The 17,843-nt window shown below is 71.2% G+C and carries 15 protein-coding genes and 1 pseudogene; 10 read left to right on the top strand and 6 right to left on the bottom strand.

Features of this window, described 5'->3' with window-relative positions; translation table 11 throughout:
* Positions 1–59: 59 nt before the first annotated feature.
* A complete protein-coding gene (locus tag NV348_RS00370) occupies positions 60–683 on the bottom strand; it encodes a TetR/AcrR family transcriptional regulator (RefSeq protein ID WP_447145128.1) in 624 nt (207 codons plus the stop codon).
* Positions 684–804: 121 nt separating this feature from the next.
* Between NV348_RS00370 and NV348_RS00365 the strand changes: the two genes are divergently transcribed.
* Positions 805–1,866, top strand: a complete 1,062-nt coding sequence (locus NV348_RS00365; RefSeq protein ID WP_447145127.1) for an NAD-dependent epimerase/dehydratase family protein — start codon at positions 805–807, stop codon at positions 1,864–1,866.
* A 16-nt stretch (positions 1,867–1,882) separates the two neighbouring features.
* On the top strand, positions 1,883–2,113 hold the full coding sequence (locus NV348_RS00360; protein ID WP_447145126.1) for a hypothetical protein: 231 nt from the start codon (positions 1,883–1,885) through the stop codon (positions 2,111–2,113).
* A gap of 3 nt (positions 2,114–2,116) precedes the next feature.
* On the opposite strand, the gene NV348_RS00355 is transcribed toward NV348_RS00360, so the two are convergent.
* From NV348_RS00355 to NV348_RS00335, 5 genes are all read right to left on the bottom strand, one after another.
* A complete protein-coding gene (locus tag NV348_RS00355) occupies positions 2,117–3,646 on the bottom strand; it encodes a polyamine aminopropyltransferase (protein WP_447145125.1) in 1,530 nt (509 codons plus the stop codon).
* Positions 3,646–4,071 (bottom strand): DUF350 domain-containing protein, encoded by a 426-nt coding sequence (locus NV348_RS00350; protein WP_355280310.1) that lies wholly within the window; start codon positions 4,069–4,071, stop codon positions 3,646–3,648. Before NV348_RS00350 ends, NV348_RS00355 begins: the two co-directional genes overlap by 1 nt.
* Positions 4,072–4,099: 28 nt before the next feature.
* On the bottom strand, positions 4,100–4,534 hold the full coding sequence (locus tag NV348_RS00345; protein WP_447145124.1) for a DUF4247 domain-containing protein: 435 nt from the start codon (positions 4,532–4,534) through the stop codon (positions 4,100–4,102).
* 220 nt (positions 4,535–4,754) lie between these two features.
* Positions 4,755–5,336: a class I SAM-dependent methyltransferase gene (locus NV348_RS00340; RefSeq protein WP_447145123.1), complete on the bottom strand. Its 582-nt coding sequence runs from the start codon at positions 5,334–5,336 to the stop codon at positions 4,755–4,757.
* 70 nt (positions 5,337–5,406) lie between these two features.
* Complete coding sequence (locus NV348_RS00335) at positions 5,407–6,021, bottom strand: HAD family hydrolase (RefSeq protein WP_447145122.1); 615 nt, start codon at positions 6,019–6,021, stop codon at positions 5,407–5,409.
* A gap of 460 nt (positions 6,022–6,481) precedes the next feature.
* Between NV348_RS00335 and rox the strand changes: the two genes are divergently transcribed.
* The 8 genes and pseudogenes from rox to NV348_RS00290 all read left to right on the top strand — a co-directional run bounded on the left by rox (position 6,482) and on the right by NV348_RS00290 (position 17,842).
* Positions 6,482–7,906: a rifampin monooxygenase gene (gene rox, locus NV348_RS00330; protein ID WP_447145121.1), complete on the top strand. Its 1,425-nt coding sequence runs from the start codon at positions 6,482–6,484 to the stop codon at positions 7,904–7,906.
* 139 nt (positions 7,907–8,045) lie between these two features.
* Entirely contained in the window at positions 8,046–9,545 is a 1,500-nt protein-coding gene (locus tag NV348_RS00325) for a flavin-containing monooxygenase (protein WP_447145120.1), read from the top strand.
* A 186-nt stretch (positions 9,546–9,731) separates the two neighbouring features.
* Positions 9,732–11,003: a GlnX family signal transduction membrane protein gene (locus NV348_RS00320; RefSeq protein WP_447145119.1), complete on the top strand. Its 1,272-nt coding sequence runs from the start codon at positions 9,732–9,734 to the stop codon at positions 11,001–11,003.
* Positions 11,000–11,978: pseudogene (locus tag NV348_RS00315) on the top strand (glutamate ABC transporter substrate-binding protein). The gene NV348_RS00320 and the pseudogene NV348_RS00315 overlap by 4 nt, the downstream one beginning before the upstream one ends.
* Positions 11,975–13,147 carry a hypothetical protein gene (locus tag NV348_RS00305; RefSeq protein ID WP_447145116.1) on the top strand — a complete coding sequence of 391 codons (1,173 nt, stop codon included), beginning with the start codon at positions 11,975–11,977 and terminating at the stop codon, positions 13,145–13,147. The pseudogene NV348_RS00315 and the gene NV348_RS00305 overlap by 4 nt, the downstream one beginning before the upstream one ends.
* The gene (locus NV348_RS00300; RefSeq protein ID WP_447145115.1) at positions 13,144–15,546 is read left to right on the top strand and encodes a serine/threonine-protein kinase; all 2,403 of its coding nucleotides are present in this window, start codon (positions 13,144–13,146) and stop codon (positions 15,544–15,546) included. Before NV348_RS00305 ends, NV348_RS00300 begins: the two co-directional genes overlap by 4 nt.
* Positions 15,543–16,559: a PP2C family protein-serine/threonine phosphatase gene (locus NV348_RS00295; RefSeq protein ID WP_447145114.1), complete on the top strand. Its 1,017-nt coding sequence runs from the start codon at positions 15,543–15,545 to the stop codon at positions 16,557–16,559. The genes NV348_RS00300 and NV348_RS00295 overlap by 4 nt, the downstream gene beginning before the upstream one ends.
* A complete protein-coding gene (locus NV348_RS00290) occupies positions 16,556–17,842 on the top strand; it encodes a vWA domain-containing protein (RefSeq protein ID WP_447145113.1) in 1,287 nt (428 codons plus the stop codon). Before NV348_RS00295 ends, NV348_RS00290 begins: the two co-directional genes overlap by 4 nt.
* The last annotated feature ends 1 nt before the right edge of the window (position 17,843 follow it).

Here is a 17,843-nt window from a genome sequence, read left to right as displayed (position 1 = left end):
CGGTGCACCCCACTGTAGGTGAGCGCGCGGGCGTGGCCGGGGGAATGCGCGACGGCGCGTCAGGCGTCGGTGGAGTGTGGGGCGATGAGGCCGGTGAACGCCCGCATGATCGCGTCGACGAGGTCGGGCGCGTTGGTGCCCATCTGCTCGCTGCGCTTCTCGAGGTGCCCGTCCAGCCACAGCGAGGCCAGCCCGTGGCCCAGTGCCCACCAGGCGACGGCGAGGGTGTCGGCTCGGTCGGCGGGCAGCACACCCGCGGCGACCGCCTCGCTGACGGTGTCGGCGAGGATCTGGAAGGCTTCGTCGCCCGCCTCGTGCGCGTCGGGGTGTTTCTCGGGCTGGGACAGCTCGGGCCGGAACATCAGCCGGAACTGCGCCGGATGGTCGCGGGAGAACCGCACGTAGGTCTCGGCGAGGGCGGTCAGCGCATCCAGCGGGGAGCCGGCCGCCGCCTTGGTCGCGGTGAGGTCGGCGGCAAGCTGCTGGAAGCCGTCCACCGACAGTGCCGACAACAGCGCGGCGCGGTCGGCGAAGTGGTGATAGGGCGCGCCGCTGCTGACCCCGGCCTCGCGGGCGACGCGGCGCAGGCTCACCGCGGCCAGGCCCTCGCTCTCGATCAGGCGCAGGCAGGCGTCCATCAGCGTGGCCCGTAGGTCGCCGTGGTGGTAACTGGTGCGCTTCACTCCCTGAGCGTAAGTGAGAGGTCGGCCGACATCGGCACTGGACAGGAAATCTATGCAGTGTTTAGATTATTTGAGCACTGCTCAGATGAGCGGCTGCCCCGGAGAACGAAGGGTGAACACCATGACCACTCGGGTATTGGTCACCGGCGCGACAGGTTTCGTGGCCGGCCACTGCATCGCCGAACTGCTCGACCACGGCTACGCCGTCCGAGGCACCGTGCGTGACCTCGAAGCGCACGCCAAACGCGCACACCTGACCGACATCGCTCGCCGTACCGGCGGTGACCTCGAGTTCGTTGCCGCCACCCTCGGCGACGACGCGGGCTGGGCCGAGGCCGTGGCGGGCTGTGACACCGTGCTGCACGTCGCCTCGCCGTTCCCGTCCGCGCCGCCGGACGACGAACAGGCGCTGATCGGCCCCGCCGTCGACGGCACCCTGCGGGTGCTGCGCGCCGCGGCGGCGGCCGGCGTGCGGCGCGTCGTGCTGACCTCGTCGGTCGCCGCGGTGGCCTACGGCCACGACACCGACGACGTCCGCACCGAGGCCGACTGGTCGGTGGTCGGCCGGGTCCCCGCGTACCAGAAGAGCAAAACCCTCGCCGAGCGCGCCGCCTGGGACTACGTCGAATCACACGGCGGCGGAATCGAACTCGTCGCCGTGAATCCCGGTATGGTGCTCGGCCCGCTGCTCGACGCGACGACCAGCACTTCGCACGAGCCGATCCGCAGGCTGCTCAACCGCGATGTGCCGGGGTCCGTGCAGACCGGCTGGACGCCGGTCGACGTGCGCGACCTGGCCGTCGCACACCGGCTGGCGATGGAAGTGCCCGCGGCGGCGGGCAATCGATACATCTGCGCCGCAGAGCCGTTGTGGATGGGGGAGCTGGCCGCGATCCTGGCCCGCGACTTCGCCGCGCAGGGCTTTCGGGTGCCGACCCGGGTGCTGCCGAACTGGGTGGTCCGGCTGGTCGCGGTGTTCGACAAGGGCGTCCGGCTGACCGTCCCGGTGCTCGGCCGCACCGAACACGTCAGCGCCGAGAAGGCCCGCCGCGAACTGGGGTGGACCATGCGCCCGATCGAGGACACGATCCGCGACACCGCCGACAGCCTCATCGCCTTCGGCATCGTCACCGCGCCCGGCTCGCGCGCGGCCGCGCCCGCCGCTCGGGCCGGAACCCGGTGAGCGGGAGCGGAAGACGATGCTGATCACCGCGCTCGTCCTCGCCCTGGTCGGCGTCTTCCGGCGAAGACTACGCGGGGTGTCCGGCGACCCCGGGCCGGTGGGTCGTCGCCTCGCAGTGGTGGCAGCGGCGACACGGCGTGCTGGAGAGCGCCTGCTCGGTGAACCGGTGCCTGCGCTGTCGGCGGTCGTGGCCGTCATGGGCCTGACCCTCGTCGGCAGCCACCTGGCGTGCTCCGGAATGGTCTGAAGGTCAGCGCCATTCCTGGCGTTGCAGATCCAGGATCACCGGGTGCATGAGGGTCGACACCTGTGGGTCGACCGCGCGGCGGTCCGGCGGGAAGACCGTGGCGGCGGCGAGGGTGCGGTCGTCGAGGGAGCGCAGCGGGGTGGGGGAGCGCAGGGCGGGAGCCGGGCTCTCGCCCGCCGCGGCGAGCACGAAGCCCCAATCACCGAAGCTCGGCACGTCCACGTGATACGGCGTCGTGCGCAGCCCGGCCGCACGCACGGTGGCGTCGATGGTCCAGAACGAGCGCGGCGCGAAGAACGGCGACCCGGACTGCACCACCAGGCGGGCATCGGGGGCCAGCACATTCGCCGTCATCGCGTAGAACTCCTGCGAGTACAGCTTGGCGACCGAGGTCTGGTCCGGGTCGGGCAGGTCGACGATCACCGCGTCGAAAAGCCCGGGGGCACCGCGCAACCAGGAGAAGGCGTCGGCGGTGATCACCCGCACCCGGGGGTCGTCGAAGGAGCGCTGGTTGAGCGCGGTGAGGCGCTCGTCGCCGCGGGCGAGGTCGATCATCGCCGGATCGAGCTCGACCAGCGTCACCTCGGCGACGTCGGGGTAGCGCAGGATCTCGCGCAGGGCCAGGCCGTCGCCGCCGCCGAGGACCAGCACCGAGCGATGCGCGCCCGCCAGCACCGGATGCACCAGCGCCTCGTGATACCGGTACTCGTCGACCGAGGAGAACTGCAGCCCGCCGTTGAGAAAGAGCCGGGTATCGGTGGTGCCGAACGGGGAGAACGACTCGGTGAGCACGATCTGCTGGTACTGCGTGCGGGTCTGCCACACGATCGGATGCGCGAACAGCGCCTGCTGCGCGGTGGCCTCGAACCGGTCGGCGTAGAGGTAGGTACTCGCGAGCCCGCCCGCGACGAGCACGGTCGCGGCGACCAGCACGCGCCGGGCCGTGCGCGTCATCTGCGCGCGAAAGAAGAAGAACGCCAACGCCGATCCGGCCGCCGCGTTGACCACGCCGACCACCAGGCTGCCGCGGATCTGCCCGAACACCGGCAGCAGCAGGAACGGGAACGCCAGCCCACCCAGCAGCGCGCCGACGTAGTCGGCGGCGAACAGGTCGGCGACCGCGCCGCTGGCCTCCTGCCTGCGCACCTGCTGCAGCAACTCCATCAGCAGCGGAATCTCGGCTCCGATCAGCATGCCGATCACCGCCGCGGCCAGCACCAGGGTGCCGGTGTAGATGTTCAGCCAGGCATAGCTGGCGTACAGCGCCGCCACCGACAGGCCGCCGATCACGGCCAGCGCCAGCTCGACCGCCACGAACGCGGCGGCGGCGTGGCGGCGCAGCGGTTTCGCGGCGAGCGCGCCGACGCCCATCGCGCACACCATCACGCTCAAGGTGATGGAGGCCTGCGCCGCGGTGTCGCCGATCAGATAGCTGCCGAGGGTGACCAGCGACAGTTCGTACACCAGACCACAGGCCGCGCAGACGAACACGGTCGCCAGCAGCGCCGCCCTGGCCAGGCGGTGCACCGGCATCAGGTCAGGCCCGCGGCCACCACCAGCGCGACCGCGACATGCGCCGACGCCGTGACCCACACCGCCGGATGCGGTTCCGGATCGGCGACGACGGCCCGGAAGTCGCCCGGGGTGAGCGCGTCGAGCAGGACGAACGCCAACGCCATCGCGGCCAGGCCGATCACCCCGTAGATCGCGCTCGCCAGCAGCGCCTGCAGGATCTTGCCCTCGGAGGTCCAGATGGCGGTGGCCACGATGATCCCGACGCCGAACAGGTTCGACGCGAGCAGGGTCGCGGCATTGCGGTTGCGCTCGAGCCAGATCTGGGCGCGCAGATCACCGGGGGTGAGCAGGTCGACGACGCCGAAACCGACGGCCATCAACACGATTCCCACCGCGGAATAGGCGAGCGCGGCACCCGCGTCCGCCGCCAGGTCGGCGAGCATGTGTGTCCTCCTGTGCTGTGATGATGTACTACTTGCCGCCCTGGTCACTGCCGCCGCCGCGGAAGTCACCCGCCGCGGAACCGCTGTTCCAGCCGTAGGTGCTGGTGTGCGTGTGATGGCGGCGGGTGCCGTTGGCGAGGCTGTCGACCAGCACCAGCGAACCGCCCGCGTGCGGCGACACCGCGACGAGGTCCTTGTCGAAGCGCAGGTAGTGGTTGTCGCCGGTATTGCGGCGGTCGCGCGGGTCGGTGGCCTTCGCGATGGCCGCGGCCACGGCGGCGGGCGCGGCGGCCGCGGTGAACGCGAGACCGTCGTTGGCCTGATCGAGCTGGCGGGCCCGCTGATAGCGCTCGGCCACGAATTCGCGTGGATTCTCGTCCCTGGTCACCACGACCACCACGATCACGGCGACGACCACGGCGCAGATTCCCGCCACGATCCATGTGGTGCGATTGATCGTCACGCTGTAAGAAGCCCTCCCCGTACAAACTGCGCCGGACTGTATCACCCGGCGCGGGCGTATCGAAAACCGTTGCGCCCGCCGCGCCCTGGTCAGTCGGCGGCGGGGAGCCGGTCGCCGGCTGCATCGTCTTCCAGCCGGCGGTGGCCTTCCTCGGTTCGGCCGAGGCGTCCTATGTCACCGGGCAGACATCATCGTCGACGGGGACTGGGGCCTACCCGGGCTAGCGTGGCCTGCGCCAGACCAGGGTGTAGCGCCACATCAGGCGTCGGCGGATCTGCGCGCCGGGTAGCAGTTCGCCGGTCACCGAACGGATCTCGGCCAGCGTTTCCTTCGGGTCGCGGACCGCGGCCCCGGGACCGCCCATCGAGCCGCGGCGCCACCAGTCCAGGCCGCGGATCGCGGGTAGCAGTGGGAGATAGTGGAAATCGGTGAGCGGGTGCATCTTCCAGAGGCCGACCACCGCGAGGGTGCCGCCCGGCGCGACCAGGTGCCGCAGCGCGGCGATGCCGTCGCGGACGGGAACGTGGTGCAGCGTCGCGACGGCGGTGACCACATCGAAGGTGTCGTCGAGATCGCGGAAGTCGGCCTGTTCGAGGTGCACGTTGGGGGCGGCGGGCGCGGTGGCGATGACCTGGTCGTCGACGTCGACACCGAGGACAGCGTCGCAGCGGGTGGCCAGCTTGCGGGCGAGCAGGCCGTCGCCGCACCCGACGTCGAGCGCGGTGCGGGCATCGGCCGGAACCTGATCGAGGATCCAGGGGTGGTACTGCGTGTTGTGATTCCAGTAGGGGTCCGTCGACATGTCACGACAACGCCCGGGACCACGCCGGGGTTCCGCGGGAAATCCGTCCGCGCGCAGGCGGTTCCGGTGCCTAGCCGCGACCGGCCGCGTAGCCGGCCAGCCAGCCGGGGAACTGGGTGAGGTCGTCGAGGACGATATCGGCGCCCGCGGCCCGCAACCCGTCGGCGTCGTACGGACCCGTCGTCACACCGACGGCCAGCACGTCGGCAGCTTTCGCGCCGCGCATGTCCCCGGCGTGGTCGCCGACGAAGACATCGGCGGACTCGGCCCGGAGGATGTCGGCCTTGGCGGTGGACCACAGGTCACCGGCGAGACGGTCGATCTCCCATCCGAGATGGTCGATGTGCAGCCGTGCGTTCGGCTCGAACTTGCCCGTGACCACCAGCGTGCGTCCGCCACCCGCGCGCACGGCGTCGAGTGCGGCGCTCGCGCCGGGCAGGGCGGGGACGCGGGGGACGATGTCGGGGTAGAGGGCGCGGAACCGGGTGACCAGATGGGGGATCAGGTCGTCGGGCGCGCCCGCGTCGGCGAGCAGGGTGGCCAGCGGTGGTCCGAGATGGTCGGCGAAGTGGCTGCCCACCAGGGGCAGGTCGAATTCCCGCGCCAGGGTGTCGATCGCGACGGCGACGCCGGGACGCGAGTCGATGAGGGTCATGTCCAGATCGAAACCGACGGTGAGGGTCACCGGGCGAGCGTATCGGGATCGGGCCGAACCCCGCGCTGACGGGCTGATTCACGTGGAACCCCGCGTGCACTCACTGCCGAAAACGCTTGGGGGAGTGCGGCTGTGCGATGCGCGGTGTGCATCACTGCAGGCAGTGTGAGAAGTATGGCGATTTCGAGGCGGGCGAGGGCAGGCCAGTTCCCGGGCTCATTCGACGGCTCGGGCGCGAGGAATCCGCACTCACCAGCAGCAGCTGCAACGATGCATCGACTGCCATGAAGAAGGCCGAACTGGGCCGGTCGGGACGGATCGCAGGGGGACTGTCACCGCCGATCAGGGTGCGGACAAACCAATGGCAAGGAGGGGAAACCACTCCTTGCCACTCTCAATGTATAACGCACTCGGGGGCTTGCGGCAAGACCCCGGTCATCCTGCACAATCGCCTGCCGAAGCTATGACCAGCGGAAATGAGGGGGCATTGATGATCGACGTGATCGTTGTGGGCGGCGGACCGACCGGGGTGATGCTGGCGAGCGAACTGCGCCTGCACGGCGTTCGGACGCTCGTCCTGGACCGGGACCCGGCGCCGACCCCGGTCGTGCGCGCGATGGGACTGCACGCCCGCAGTCTCGAGGTGCTGGGGCAGCGCGGCCTGCTGGACCGATTCCTGGCCGTCGGGACGCAGCACCCGCTCGGCGGGTTCTTCGCCGGGATCGTGACACCTCAGCCCATCGGGCTCGACACCAGTCATCCGTACGTGCTCGGCATCCCGCAGACGGTCACCGAGCGCTTACTGACCGACCACGCTCTCGCGCTCGGTGTGGAGATCCGGCGCGGCGCCGAGGTGGTCGGGCTGACGCAGGACGACGACGAGGTCGATGTCGAACTGGCCGACGGCACGCGGGTGCGCTCACGCTATCTCGTCGGCTGCGACGGCGGCCGCAGCACCGTACGCACACTGCTCGGCGTCGAATTCCCTGGCGAACCGAGCCGGGTCGACACCCTCCTGGGCGAGATGCGGCTGACCGCGTCACCGGAGACGCTGGCCGCCGTGAACGCGGAGGTCCGCAAGACCCAGCTGCGCTTCGGTGCCGTGCCGCTCGGTGACGGCGTGTACCGCGTCGTCGTGCCCGCGGCCGGTGTCGCCGCGGACAGGGCCGTCCCGCCGTCCTTCGACGAACTGCGGCAGCAGCTGGTGGCCACCGCGGGCACCGATCTCGGCGCGCACGCGCCGCGCTGGCTGTCGCGCTTCGGTGACGCCACCCGGCTGGCCGGCAGCTACCGTGTCGGCCGGGTGCTGCTGGCGGGCGACGCCGCGCACATCCACCCGCCGCTGGGCGGACAGGGCCTGAATCTGGGCCTCCAGGACGCGTTCAACCTGGGCTGGAAACTGGCCGCGGAGATCGCGGGCTGGGCACCGGACGGCCTGCTCGACAGCTACGAGACCGAACGGCGCCCGGTCGCCGCCGACGTCCTGGACAACACCCGCGCGCAGATGGAACTGGTCTCGCTCGAACCCGGTCCACAGGCCGCGCGCAGGTTGCTGGCGGAGCTGATGCGGTTCGACGAGGTGAACCGGTACCTGATCGAGAAGATCGTCGCGATCGGGATCCGCTACGACTTCGGCGACGGCCACGACCTGGTCGGCAAGCGGCTGCGGGACGTCACGCTGCAGGACGGCCGCCTCTACGACCGCATGCACGCCGGGCGCGGGGTGCTACTGGATCAGACCGGCCTGCTGTCGGTGGCCGGCTGGGCCGATCGGGTCGACCATGTCGTCGACGGCAGCGCGGAACTCGACGTGCCCGCGGTGCTGCTGCGCCCCGACGGCCACGTCGCCTGGGCTGGGGCGGACCAGCGGGAACTGCTGGTTCACCTGCCCCGCTGGTTCGGCGCGGCCCGCTGACCGTGCCGACTCGGCTACCCCGGCACGCCGTGAGATGGCCCAGCCGAACTAGACGTAACCATGCGAAACACGTAACCTCGAGGCACGGCTCGGGCGACGGTGCTCGGGCGGCGACGACTCTACGAAACGAGTTACCTCAATGACGCGGCATGTCGACGTACTGATCATCGGCGCTGGCCTGTCCGGAATCGGCACGGCCTGTCACCTCACCCGCGAGCAGACCGGTCGCAGCTACGCGATCCTGGAGCGCCGCGAGAACATCGGTGGCACCTGGGACCTGTTCAAGTACCCCGGCATCCGCTCCGACTCGGACATGCTGACCTTCGGCTTCGGCTTCCGCCCGTGGATCGGCACCAAGGTGCTCGCCGACGGTGCCAGCATCCGTCAGTACGTGGAGGACACCGCCAAGGAATACGGCGTCACCGACCACATCACCTTCGGTCGCAAGGTCGTCACGGCCGACTTCGATCGCGCCGCGGCCCTGTGGACCGTCACCGCCCTGATCGAGGCGACCGGCGAGACCGAGACCTGGACCGCGAACTTCCTGGTCGGCGCCAGCGGCTACTACAACTACGACGAGGGCTATCAGCCGACCTTCCCCGGTCAGGACGACTTCCAGGGCCGGATCGTGCACCCGCAGCACTGGCCCGAGGATCTGGACTACACGGGCAAGAAGGTCGTGGTCATCGGTTCCGGCGCCACCGCGATCACCCTGATCCCGTCGATGGCCGACCAGGCCGCGCACGTCACCATGCTGCAGCGTTCGCCCACCTGGATCCAGGCGCTGCCCTCCGACGACCCGGTCGCGATCGGCCTGAAGAAGTCCCGTGTGCCCGACCAGATCGCCTACAAGATCGGCCGCGCCCGCAACATCGCCCTGCAGCGCGCCAGCTTCCAGCTCTCGCGGACCAACCCGGAGCTGGCCAAGAAGCTGATGCTGGCCCAGGTGCGCCTGCAGGTCGGCAAGAACGTGGATCTACGCCACTTCACCCCGAGCTACAACCCGTGGGACCAGCGCCTGTGCGTGGTGCCCAACGGTGACCTGTTCAAGGTGCTCAAGAGCGGCAAGGCCGACATCGTCACCGACAAGATCGCGACGTTCACCGAGAAGGGCATCCGGACCGAATCGGGTCAGGAGCTCGAGGCCGACATCATCGTCACCGCCACCGGCCTGAACGTGCAGATGCTCGGCGGCATCACCCTGTCGATCGACGGCGAGCCGGTGAAGTTCAACGAGACGGTCGCCTACAAGAGCGTGCTGTATTCCGACATCCCGAACTTCCTGATGATCATCGGCTACACCAACGCGTCCTGGACGCTCAAGGCCGACCTCGCCGCGGCGTACCTGTGCCGCGTGCTGAACATCATGCGCGACCGCGGCTACACCACCTACGAGGTGCACGCCAACCCCGAGGACATCGCCGACGAGTCGCTGATGGGTGGTGCCCTGACCTCGGGCTACATCCAGCGTGGCAACGACGCGATGCCGCGTCAGGGTGCGCGTGGCGCCTGGAAACTGGTCAACAACTACTACCGCGACCGCACGCTGATGCACAAGGCGCCGATCGAGGACGGCGTGCTGAGGTTCAGCAAGACCGGCACCACGCTGAAGCCGGGCGAGAGGGTCGCCGGCGCCTGATCGCCGGCGCCACCAGATCCCGAACGGGGTCCGTCACCGAATGGTGGCGGACCCCGTTCTTTTCGTCACGGTGATCGATGCCCGATCCGGTTGCGCGGAACCGGTTTCGGTCGCCCGGGCGAATTTCCAGCGCCTCCCGTACTATCGCGATCGAAGACACCGCCCGGGGAGACGAAGGAGGACGGTGTGGGATCTCGCCTACCGGCGACCATCCGAGACGCGGGGATGTGGGTGCGGCGTTTCGCCGCGACGACACCGGGTGTGATCGGTGCGGTGCTCATGGTGACCGCGGTGGCCTGCCTGATCGCCGGATCGACTGTGGGACAACAGCTCGACGCCAAGATCGGTCGCACCGAGCAGGTGCTCGACCGCACCGAGCCGCTGGCGTTCGCGGCGCAGAGCCTCTACGTCTCGCTGTCGGCCGCCGACGCCGGTGCCGCGACGGCGTTCCTGTCCGGTGGCGTCGAATCACCGCAGGTGCGCGACACCTACGAGCAGTCCCTCGCTGAAGCCGCTGCCGCACTGGCGGACGCGACCGCGGGCGCCACCGATGCCCAGACCAGGGCGATCGTGGCCCGCATCGCCGCCGATCTGCCGACCTACACCGGCCTGGTGGAGACCGCGCGCGCCAACAACCGCCAGGGCTTCCCGGTCGGCTCGGCGTATCTGCGGCAAGCCTCCGATCTCATGCAGACCTCGTTGCTGCCCAACGCCGAACAGCTGAACCAAGCCCGCTTCGCCGCCGTCCGCGAGGACCAGCACAGCATCGGCGCGCTGCCGTTGACCTCGGTTGTGCTCCTGCTGCTGGTGCTCGCCGCCTGCGGTGCCGGTTCGGTGCTGTTGCTGCGCCGCACCAACCGGCTGGTGAATCCCGGTGTGGCGCTGGCCGCCGCGGCCGCGCTGCTGGCCCTGGTGTGGTCGACGGCAGCCACGCTCACCGCCGCGCGACTGCTCGAGACCGGTGACACCGGGGCGGGGGCTCGGGTGGAGAACCTGGCGAGCGCGCGCATCCTGGCCCAGCAGGCCCGCACCGACGAGACCCTGGCGCTGATCACCCGCGGCGACATCACGGCTCCGGAGAACGCGTTCCACACCCACACCCGCGACCTCGAACAGCGGCTCACCGCCGCGGGTGCGGGCGACTCCGAAGCGGGCCGGGCACTGACCAACTGGCGCGCGGGCCACAACGCCCAGCGCACCGCCTACGAGAAGGCCGACTACGCCGGCGCGGTCACCCAGGCCATCGGCACCGGTTCCGACAGCTCGGCCACCAGCTTCGCCCGGCTCGACCGGGAACTGCGTGACGCGCTGGCCCAGGCCCGCACCGACCTGCGCGACGGCGTCGACGCCGCCGGAGCCACCTTCACCCTCAGCCCGTTCGGCACGCTGATCCTGCTGCTGGCCGCGGCGGGCGCGGTGGTCACCGGGCTGTGGCCCCGACTGAAGGAGTTCCTGTGAGCACCCGGCGTCCTTTCCTGGCCGTGGCGCTGGCCGCGGCGGTCGTCCTGGTCGCCGGCTGCGGTGATGCGCCGGAACCGTCGGCGATTCCGGCTACCGCCGTCGCCCCGCCGATCCCCGGTGCGGAGGCCATCACCGCCGCCCCCACTGCGGAGGGCACGGGATCCTGCGACACCGAGGCCACCTTGGCGCCGACGGCGCAACCGCGTCCCGGCGCGATGCCCGCCGGTTCGTCGATGGCGGCGATCGTCGCCAACGGCAGACTGCGGGTCGGCGTCGACCAGAACACCTACATGTTCGGCTTCCGCAACCCGTCCACCGGACGGCTGGAGGGGTTCGACATCGACCTGGCCAGGGAGATCGCGCGCGATCTGTTCGGTGATCCGGACAAGATCGAACTGCGCTCCGTCGCCGCGGCCGACCGGATCCCGCTGCTGCAGGACAAGAAGGTCGACATGATCGTGCGGACCTTCTCCGCCACCTGCGAGCGTCGCCGCGACGTCGACTTCTCCAGCGTGTACTACCGCGCGGCGCAACGCATCGCGGCCCCGAAGGGCGCGGGCATCACGAACGCGGCCGGCCGGCCTCGCCGACAAGCGTGTGTGCGTCACCAAGGGCACCACCGCGGCCGCGCCGCTGTTCGCGCTGCCGAAACCGCCGACCGTGCTCGGCGTGACCAACTGGACCGACTGCCTGGTCGCGCTGCAGCAGGGCACCGTCGACGCGATCAGCGGTGACGAGCCCATCCTGGCCGGACTGGTCGCCCAGGACCGAAATCTGGAACTGGTCGGCGACGAGATCGGCACCGGCGCCTACGCGGTCGGCGTGCCCAAGGGCAGCAGCGACCTGGTCCGGTTCGTCAACGGCGTGCTCGACCGGACCCGCACCGATGGCACCTGGCAGCGGATCTACCAGCAGCACCTGGGGGTGCTCGGTCCGTCGCCGGGCCCGCCCGTGCCCCGGTACGTCGGATGACCTGGCCGATGCTCGGCCTCGCCGAGATCGATCGTGAACTGGCCGCGCGCACCGCGGAATTGGCGAAGGTGACCACCACCCTGCTGGAACTGGACCGGCATCCCGGACTGGCCCTGGTGCGCCGGTATCCGCCGACGGGGGAGACCGCGCGCCGCTGGGCACCCGTGGAGCAGGCGCTCGGCGAACTCTGGGAGGACCTGGGCCGGGTGCGCGCGATCCTGTCCGAAGCCGAGACGATCCGCAGTGGCCGCGGCAAGGTCGACGACCGCGCGCGCGGCCGGCTCACCGAACTGCTGCGTGGCCGTCCGCACGAAGTGGCGCGTATCCCGATCCCGTTGGCGCAGCGCGGACTCACCGGTCCCGCCGAGACCCTTGTGACGGTCGGCATCGCCGATTCGCTGGACCGGATGCGCGCCGCCTTCGCGTTCGTCGCCCCCTTCGCCGAAGAGGTCGAGTCGGTCGACCGGCAGGTGATCGGCGCGCTCGCTCCGCTCCAGCAGCGCGTCGAACAGGCACACGGTGCGCTCGACGCCGCCGCCGAACCACTGGCGACCCTGCTGAGCCGCGCGGGCACCGACCCGCTGGGGTTCGGCCCTGGGGAGATCATCGCCGCGCTCGCCTCGCTGACCGCGCTGATCGAGACCGAATCCGCCCGGCACGCCGACCATCTCGCGGTCGCCGCCGACCTGCCCGGCGCGGTCACGCGGCTGCGGGCCCGGCTGGCCGATCTCGACGCGCTGCAGCACCAGGCCGACGACACCGCCGCGCAGGCCGCACACAAGGTCGCCACCGGCGAGCTCCCCGGTGGTGGGGAACCGGCCGTGCGGCTGCTCGCCGCACTCGACAGCCTCGGCGCGCAACCGACCAGGCCGACGGTGGAACACCTGCTCGCGCTGCGTGCCCGCACCGACCAGGCCGTCGACACGGCAACGCGGCGAGAGGAACTGGCGCGCGGTCTGCTGGACCGGCGGGCCGAACTGCGCGGCCGCTTGACGGCCTACCGGGCCAAGGCGTCCCGGCTCGGGGTGAGCGAGGACCGCGACGTCCTCGCCGCCGATCGCATCGCCGCCGGCCTGCTCGGCCGCACGCCCTGCGATCTGGCCGCTGTCACCCGGGCGGTCGCCGACTATCGTTCGATCATCGGGGAGAAAGCGGGGCGGACAGCATGACATGCAGTGAACCGGGGTGCGGCGGCGCCGTCGAGGACGGCTACTGCGCCGTCTGCGGCACCGCCCCCGTGGCGACCGCGCCGCCGCCCAGCGCGGCGCCGCCGTCGGGCGCGGGCCGCTCCTCGCACACCACGGCGCAGCCACGCAATGGTGCCGCGCCGCCCACTCCGGGCAGGTGCGCCGAACCCGATTGCGGCGGAACGATCGTCGACGGCTACTGCGACACCTGCGGCACCGCGCCCACCGCGACCCCCGTGTACAGCCCGTCCGCGCCGACGGTCAGCGCCGGCGGGCGCGCCTCGAGCCGCTCGGTGCGGACCCACCGGACGGGGTCGGCCCGCTCGGCCGCGCGCGGCAGGCTCGGTGCGGGTCTGGTCGAGGTGCCGCCGATTCCGCGCGTCGACCCGGCCACTGCGGTGCTCACCGACCCGCAGGTTCCCGAATCCGACCGGTTCTGCGGTAAGTGCGACAAGCCCGTCGGCCGCAGTCAAGACGGCGTGGTCGGCCGGACCTCCGGCTTCTGCCCGCACTGCGGCACTCGCTACTCCTTCGTGCCCCGCCTGCGCGCGGGCGACGTCGTCGGCGGTCAGTACGAGGTGGCGGGCGCGCTGGCGCACGGCGGTCTCGGCTGGATCTATCTGGCCGTCGACCATCGCGTCAACCGGCGCTGGGTGGTCCTCAAGGGCCTGATCGACACCGGCGACCCGGATGCCCTCGCGGCGGCCGTGGCCGAGCGCCGCTTCCTGGCCGAGGTCGACCACCCGAACATCGTCAAGATCCACAATTTCACCGAACACGCCGACGCCGACGGTGATCCGGTCGGCTACATCGTGATGGCCTATGTCGGTGGCACCTCGCTCAAGCAGATCCTGCGCACCTACCGCGCCGAGCACGACAGCTACCTGCCGCCCGCCCAGGCCATCGCCTATGTGCTGGAAATGCTGCCCGCACTGGGCTACCTGCACGCGCGCGGCTGGGCGTACTGCGACTTCAAGCCCGACAACGTGATGCAGACCGAGGAACGGCTCGAGCTGATCGACCTCGGTGCCGTCATCTCGATGGACGACCGCACCAGCCCGATCTACGGCACCATCGGCTACCAGGCGCCCGAGATCGCCGAGACCGGCCCCACCGTGGCCACCGAGGTCTACACCGCCGGCCGCACGCTGGCCGTGCTGATGATGCGGATCGCCTCCGTCGCCGGCAAACTCGGCCAGCTGCCCTCGCCCGACGCCGAACCCCTGCTCGCCCGGCACGATTCACTGCACCGGTTCCTGCTGCGGGCCACCGACGACGATCCGCTGGCCCGCTTCGGGTCGATGTCGGAGATGGCCGATCAGTTGACCGGCGTCCTGCGCGAAGTGCTGGCCACCGGCGACGGCCTGCCGCGTCCGGGCATGTCGAGCTCGTTCGGTCCCGCCCGCGCGGTCTTCGGCATCGACAGCGCCACCCCCGAGCCCGCCGCGCTGATCAGCGGCCTGCCCGCGCCGCTGGTCGATCCGGCCGACAGCGGCGCCGCCCTGCTGGCCACCACCGACGCGGCGACCCCCGCCGAACTGGAAGCGGCGCTGACCGCGGGTCTGCGGGCGGTGGTCACCGGATCCGGTGAGTCGGTGGAGATTCCGCTGCGCCTGGTCCGCGCGGAACTCGAGGCCGGGGATGCCGAGGCCGCGCTGACCCGCCTCGCCGCCCTGGATATCGAACTGGAATACGACTGGCGCCGGGTCTGGTACCGCGCCCAAGCGGCGCTGCTGACCGGTGACCACGCCTCGGCCGCCGCCGATTTCGAGGCCGTCTACGCCGCGCTGCCCGGCGAGCCCGCGCCCAAACTCGCCCTGGCGGCAGCGCTGGAACTCGGTGCGGCCGAGACCGAAGCGGCGGCGGCACACCGTGATCGCGCGCTGGCGCTCTACGAACTGGTGTGGCGTACCGACCACACGTATCTGTCCGCCGCCTTCGGCGCGGCCCGGCTGCGGCGCGCGCGTGCGGACCGGGCGGGCGCCGTCGCGGTGCTCGACCAGGTCGACCGCGGCTCGTCGATGTTCACCGAGGCCAGGGTCTCCGCCGTGGAAACCCTGCTGGCCGGCCGCGAACCGGCCGAGCTGGACGAGGCGCTGCTGCGCGAGGCCGGCGAGCGGGTCGAACGACTCAGCCTGGACTCGCGCACGCGGACCGCGCGGGTGCGCATGCGGGTACTCGAGGCGGCGCTGAACTGGATCCGGTCGGGACAACGGCCGAGTGCGCCAGGCAAGCTGTTGGACGTGGAATTCACCGAGCAGGGAGTGCGGACGGGGTTGGAACGATGCTTGCGGACATTGGCTCGGGAAGCCGACGACATGTGGACTCGGTTCGTGCTGGTGGATCAGGCCAACGCGGTGCGGCCGAGGACCACTCTGTGAGCGCCCCCGGGTGCCCGGACTGCGCGGGGTCGGGCAGGGCGGGCCACCGCTTCTGTGAGGGGTGCGGGCGGGAACTCGGCGTGCGCAAGGTCGCGCTGCCGGTACACGATCCGGGCGCGGTGCCGCAGTGCTCGACCTGCGGTGAACGCCGCTACGAGGGCGGCTTCTGCGCGCAGTGCGGCAGCCCGAAGCCGGTCCCGGACCGCTTCGAGGACGATCTCGGCGCGGTGTATCTGCTCACCGACCGCGGAATCAGCCACGCGCGCAACGAGGACGCCGTCGCCGCGGTCGTCCGTGACGGCGACGGCACCCGCGTGATCGTGGTCAGTGACGGCGTCTCCACCTCCCAGGATCCGCAGGCCGCCTCCGGCACCGCGGCCCGCTCCGGCGTCGATGCCGCGCTGGCCGCGCTCGCCGACGGCCGGTCCGCGCGCGACAGCGTGATGGCGGGCCTGGCGACCGCGACGGCGGCGGTGCGCGGGATGTCGCGCAGCAGTGAGTACGCGCCCTCGTGCACCTACGTGTCGGCGATCGTGCGCGAGACCGCCGAGGGCACCGAGATCACCGTCGCCAATGTCGGTGACAGCCGGGCGTTCTGGCTCGCCGCGGGCGACCCGACCGCCTCGCGCAGGCTCAGCGTCGACGACTCCTGGGCCCAGGCCCTCGTCGACGCGGGCGCCCTCGACGAGGAAGCCGCCATGCGCGACCCCCGCGCGCACACGCTGCTGCGCTGGCTCGGTGCCGACGGTGGGGAAGCGCCGTGGTCGGCGAACTGCCTGCAGAGCATGGTCGTCACCGAACCGGGCACTCTGCTGCTGTGCAGTGACGGCCTGTGGAACTACCTGCCCGACGCCGTCGCGCTCGCCGGGTTCACCGTCGAGACCTCACCGCAGGCGGCGGCTCGCGCGCTGGCCGACTTCGCGTTGAACAGCGGCGGCAGCGACAACATCACGGTCGCGCTGGCCCCGGTGCCCGCGCCCGCTGCCGTACCGCACGATCCAGGAGTGTCATGAGCTCAGAGACCGCAGGTCTGTCGATCGCCGTCGACCAGAACGAGTTCCTCGCCGAGGGCACGCGTGTGGTCGACGCGGTGCTCACGGTGGCCACCGGCCCCGAACTCGCCGCCGTCGCGACCCCGCCGCCCCGGCTGGAGATCCTGATCATCGACTGCTCGGGGTCGATGGGCAACAAGCGCAAGTTCGAGAACGCGCGCACCGCCACCCGCACCGCGCTCGACGAGATCCCCGACGGCACCGCGTTCGCCATCATCGAGGGCACCGAGTCCGCCCGGATGATCTACCCGACCGGGACCATGTCGGCGCCCGCGGATCACGGCCACCGCAGCGCGGCCCGGCGCGCGCTCGACAAGCTGCGGCCCGACGGCGGCACCGCCATGGGGTCCTGGCTCGCACTGGCCCGCCAGGTCGCCGCCGCACACCCCGGCGCACAGGCCCACGCCATCCTGCTCACCGACGGCAAGAACGAGCACGAGACCCCGGAGCAGCTGGCCACCGAACTCGACCGTGCCGAAGGCCTTTTCGTCTGTGACTGCCGTGGCGTCGGCGACGACTGGATGGCCGCCGACCTGCACAAGATCTCCTCGAAGCTGTCCGGCGACGCAGACATGGTGGCCGATCCGAAGGATCTGTCCGCCGACTTCGCGAAGATGATGCGGTCCTCGGTGGCGCGCGTGATCCCGGAGCTCACCTTGACGGTGTGGACCCCGGCGGGCGCGCGGGTGCGGATGGTCAAGCAGGTCGCGCCGGTGCTGGAGGACCTCACCGCCCGCCGCACCGACGCGGGCCCGCAGGTGGGGGAGTACCCGCTCTCGTCCTGGGCCGCCGAAGAGCGGGAGTACCACGTGCAGATCGAGCTGGAACCGGCCGCGCCCGGCCGCGAGAAGCTGGCCGCGCGCCTGAGCGTGCTCGCCGGTGACGAGGTGCTCGGCCAGGGACTGGTGCGCGCGGTGTGGACCACCGACACCACGCTGTCCACCCGGATCAGCACCCGCGTCGCCCACTACACCGGGCAGGTCGAACTGGCCCAGGCCGTGCAGGAGGGCCTGGCCGCCCGCCGCAACGGCGACCTGACCACCGCGACCGCGAAACTGCGTCGCGCGGTGGAACTGGCTGCCGCCTCCGGGCACGAGTCCACCGCCAAGCTGCTGCGCAACGTGGTGGAGGTCGACGACCGCGACGGCACGGTCAAGCTGCGCGGCCAGGTCGCCGCCGCCGACGAACTCGCGCTCGACATCCGCTCGACCAAGACCGCGCGGGTCCGGCCGGAGGGTGCCTGAC

The sequence above is a fragment of the Nocardia fodinahabitans genome (assembly GCF_052983615.1).
The sequence above is the reverse complement of the archived record's forward strand: the minus strand, read 5'-3'. Positions and strand labels throughout refer to the sequence as shown.

Bases quoted from the DNA above. Each gene is read 5' to 3' on its own strand.
- NV348_RS00365 (WP_447145127.1), top strand. From the start codon at position 805: ATGACCACTCGGGTATTGGTCACCGGCGCGACAGGTTTCGTGGCCGGC.
- NV348_RS00360 (WP_447145126.1), top strand. From the start codon at position 1,883: ATGCTGATCACCGCGCTCGTCCTCGCCCTGGTCGGCGTCTTCCGGCGA.
- NV348_RS00355 (WP_447145125.1), bottom strand. From the start codon at position 3,646: ATGCCGGTGCACCGCCTGGCCAGGGCGGCGCTGCTGGCGACCGTGTTC.
- NV348_RS00350 (WP_355280310.1), bottom strand. From the start codon at position 4,071: ATGCTCGCCGACCTGGCGGCGGACGCGGGTGCCGCGCTCGCCTATTCC.
- NV348_RS00340 (WP_447145123.1), bottom strand. From the start codon at position 5,336: ATGTCGACGGACCCCTACTGGAATCACAACACGCAGTACCACCCCTGG.
- rox (WP_447145121.1), top strand. From the start codon at position 6,482: ATGATCGACGTGATCGTTGTGGGCGGCGGACCGACCGGGGTGATGCTG.
- NV348_RS00325 (WP_447145120.1), top strand. From the start codon at position 8,046: ATGACGCGGCATGTCGACGTACTGATCATCGGCGCTGGCCTGTCCGGA.
- NV348_RS00305 (WP_447145116.1), top strand. From the start codon at position 11,975: ATGACCTGGCCGATGCTCGGCCTCGCCGAGATCGATCGTGAACTGGCC.
- NV348_RS00300 (WP_447145115.1), top strand. From the start codon at position 13,144: ATGACATGCAGTGAACCGGGGTGCGGCGGCGCCGTCGAGGACGGCTAC.
- NV348_RS00290 (WP_447145113.1), top strand. From the start codon at position 16,556: ATGAGCTCAGAGACCGCAGGTCTGTCGATCGCCGTCGACCAGAACGAG.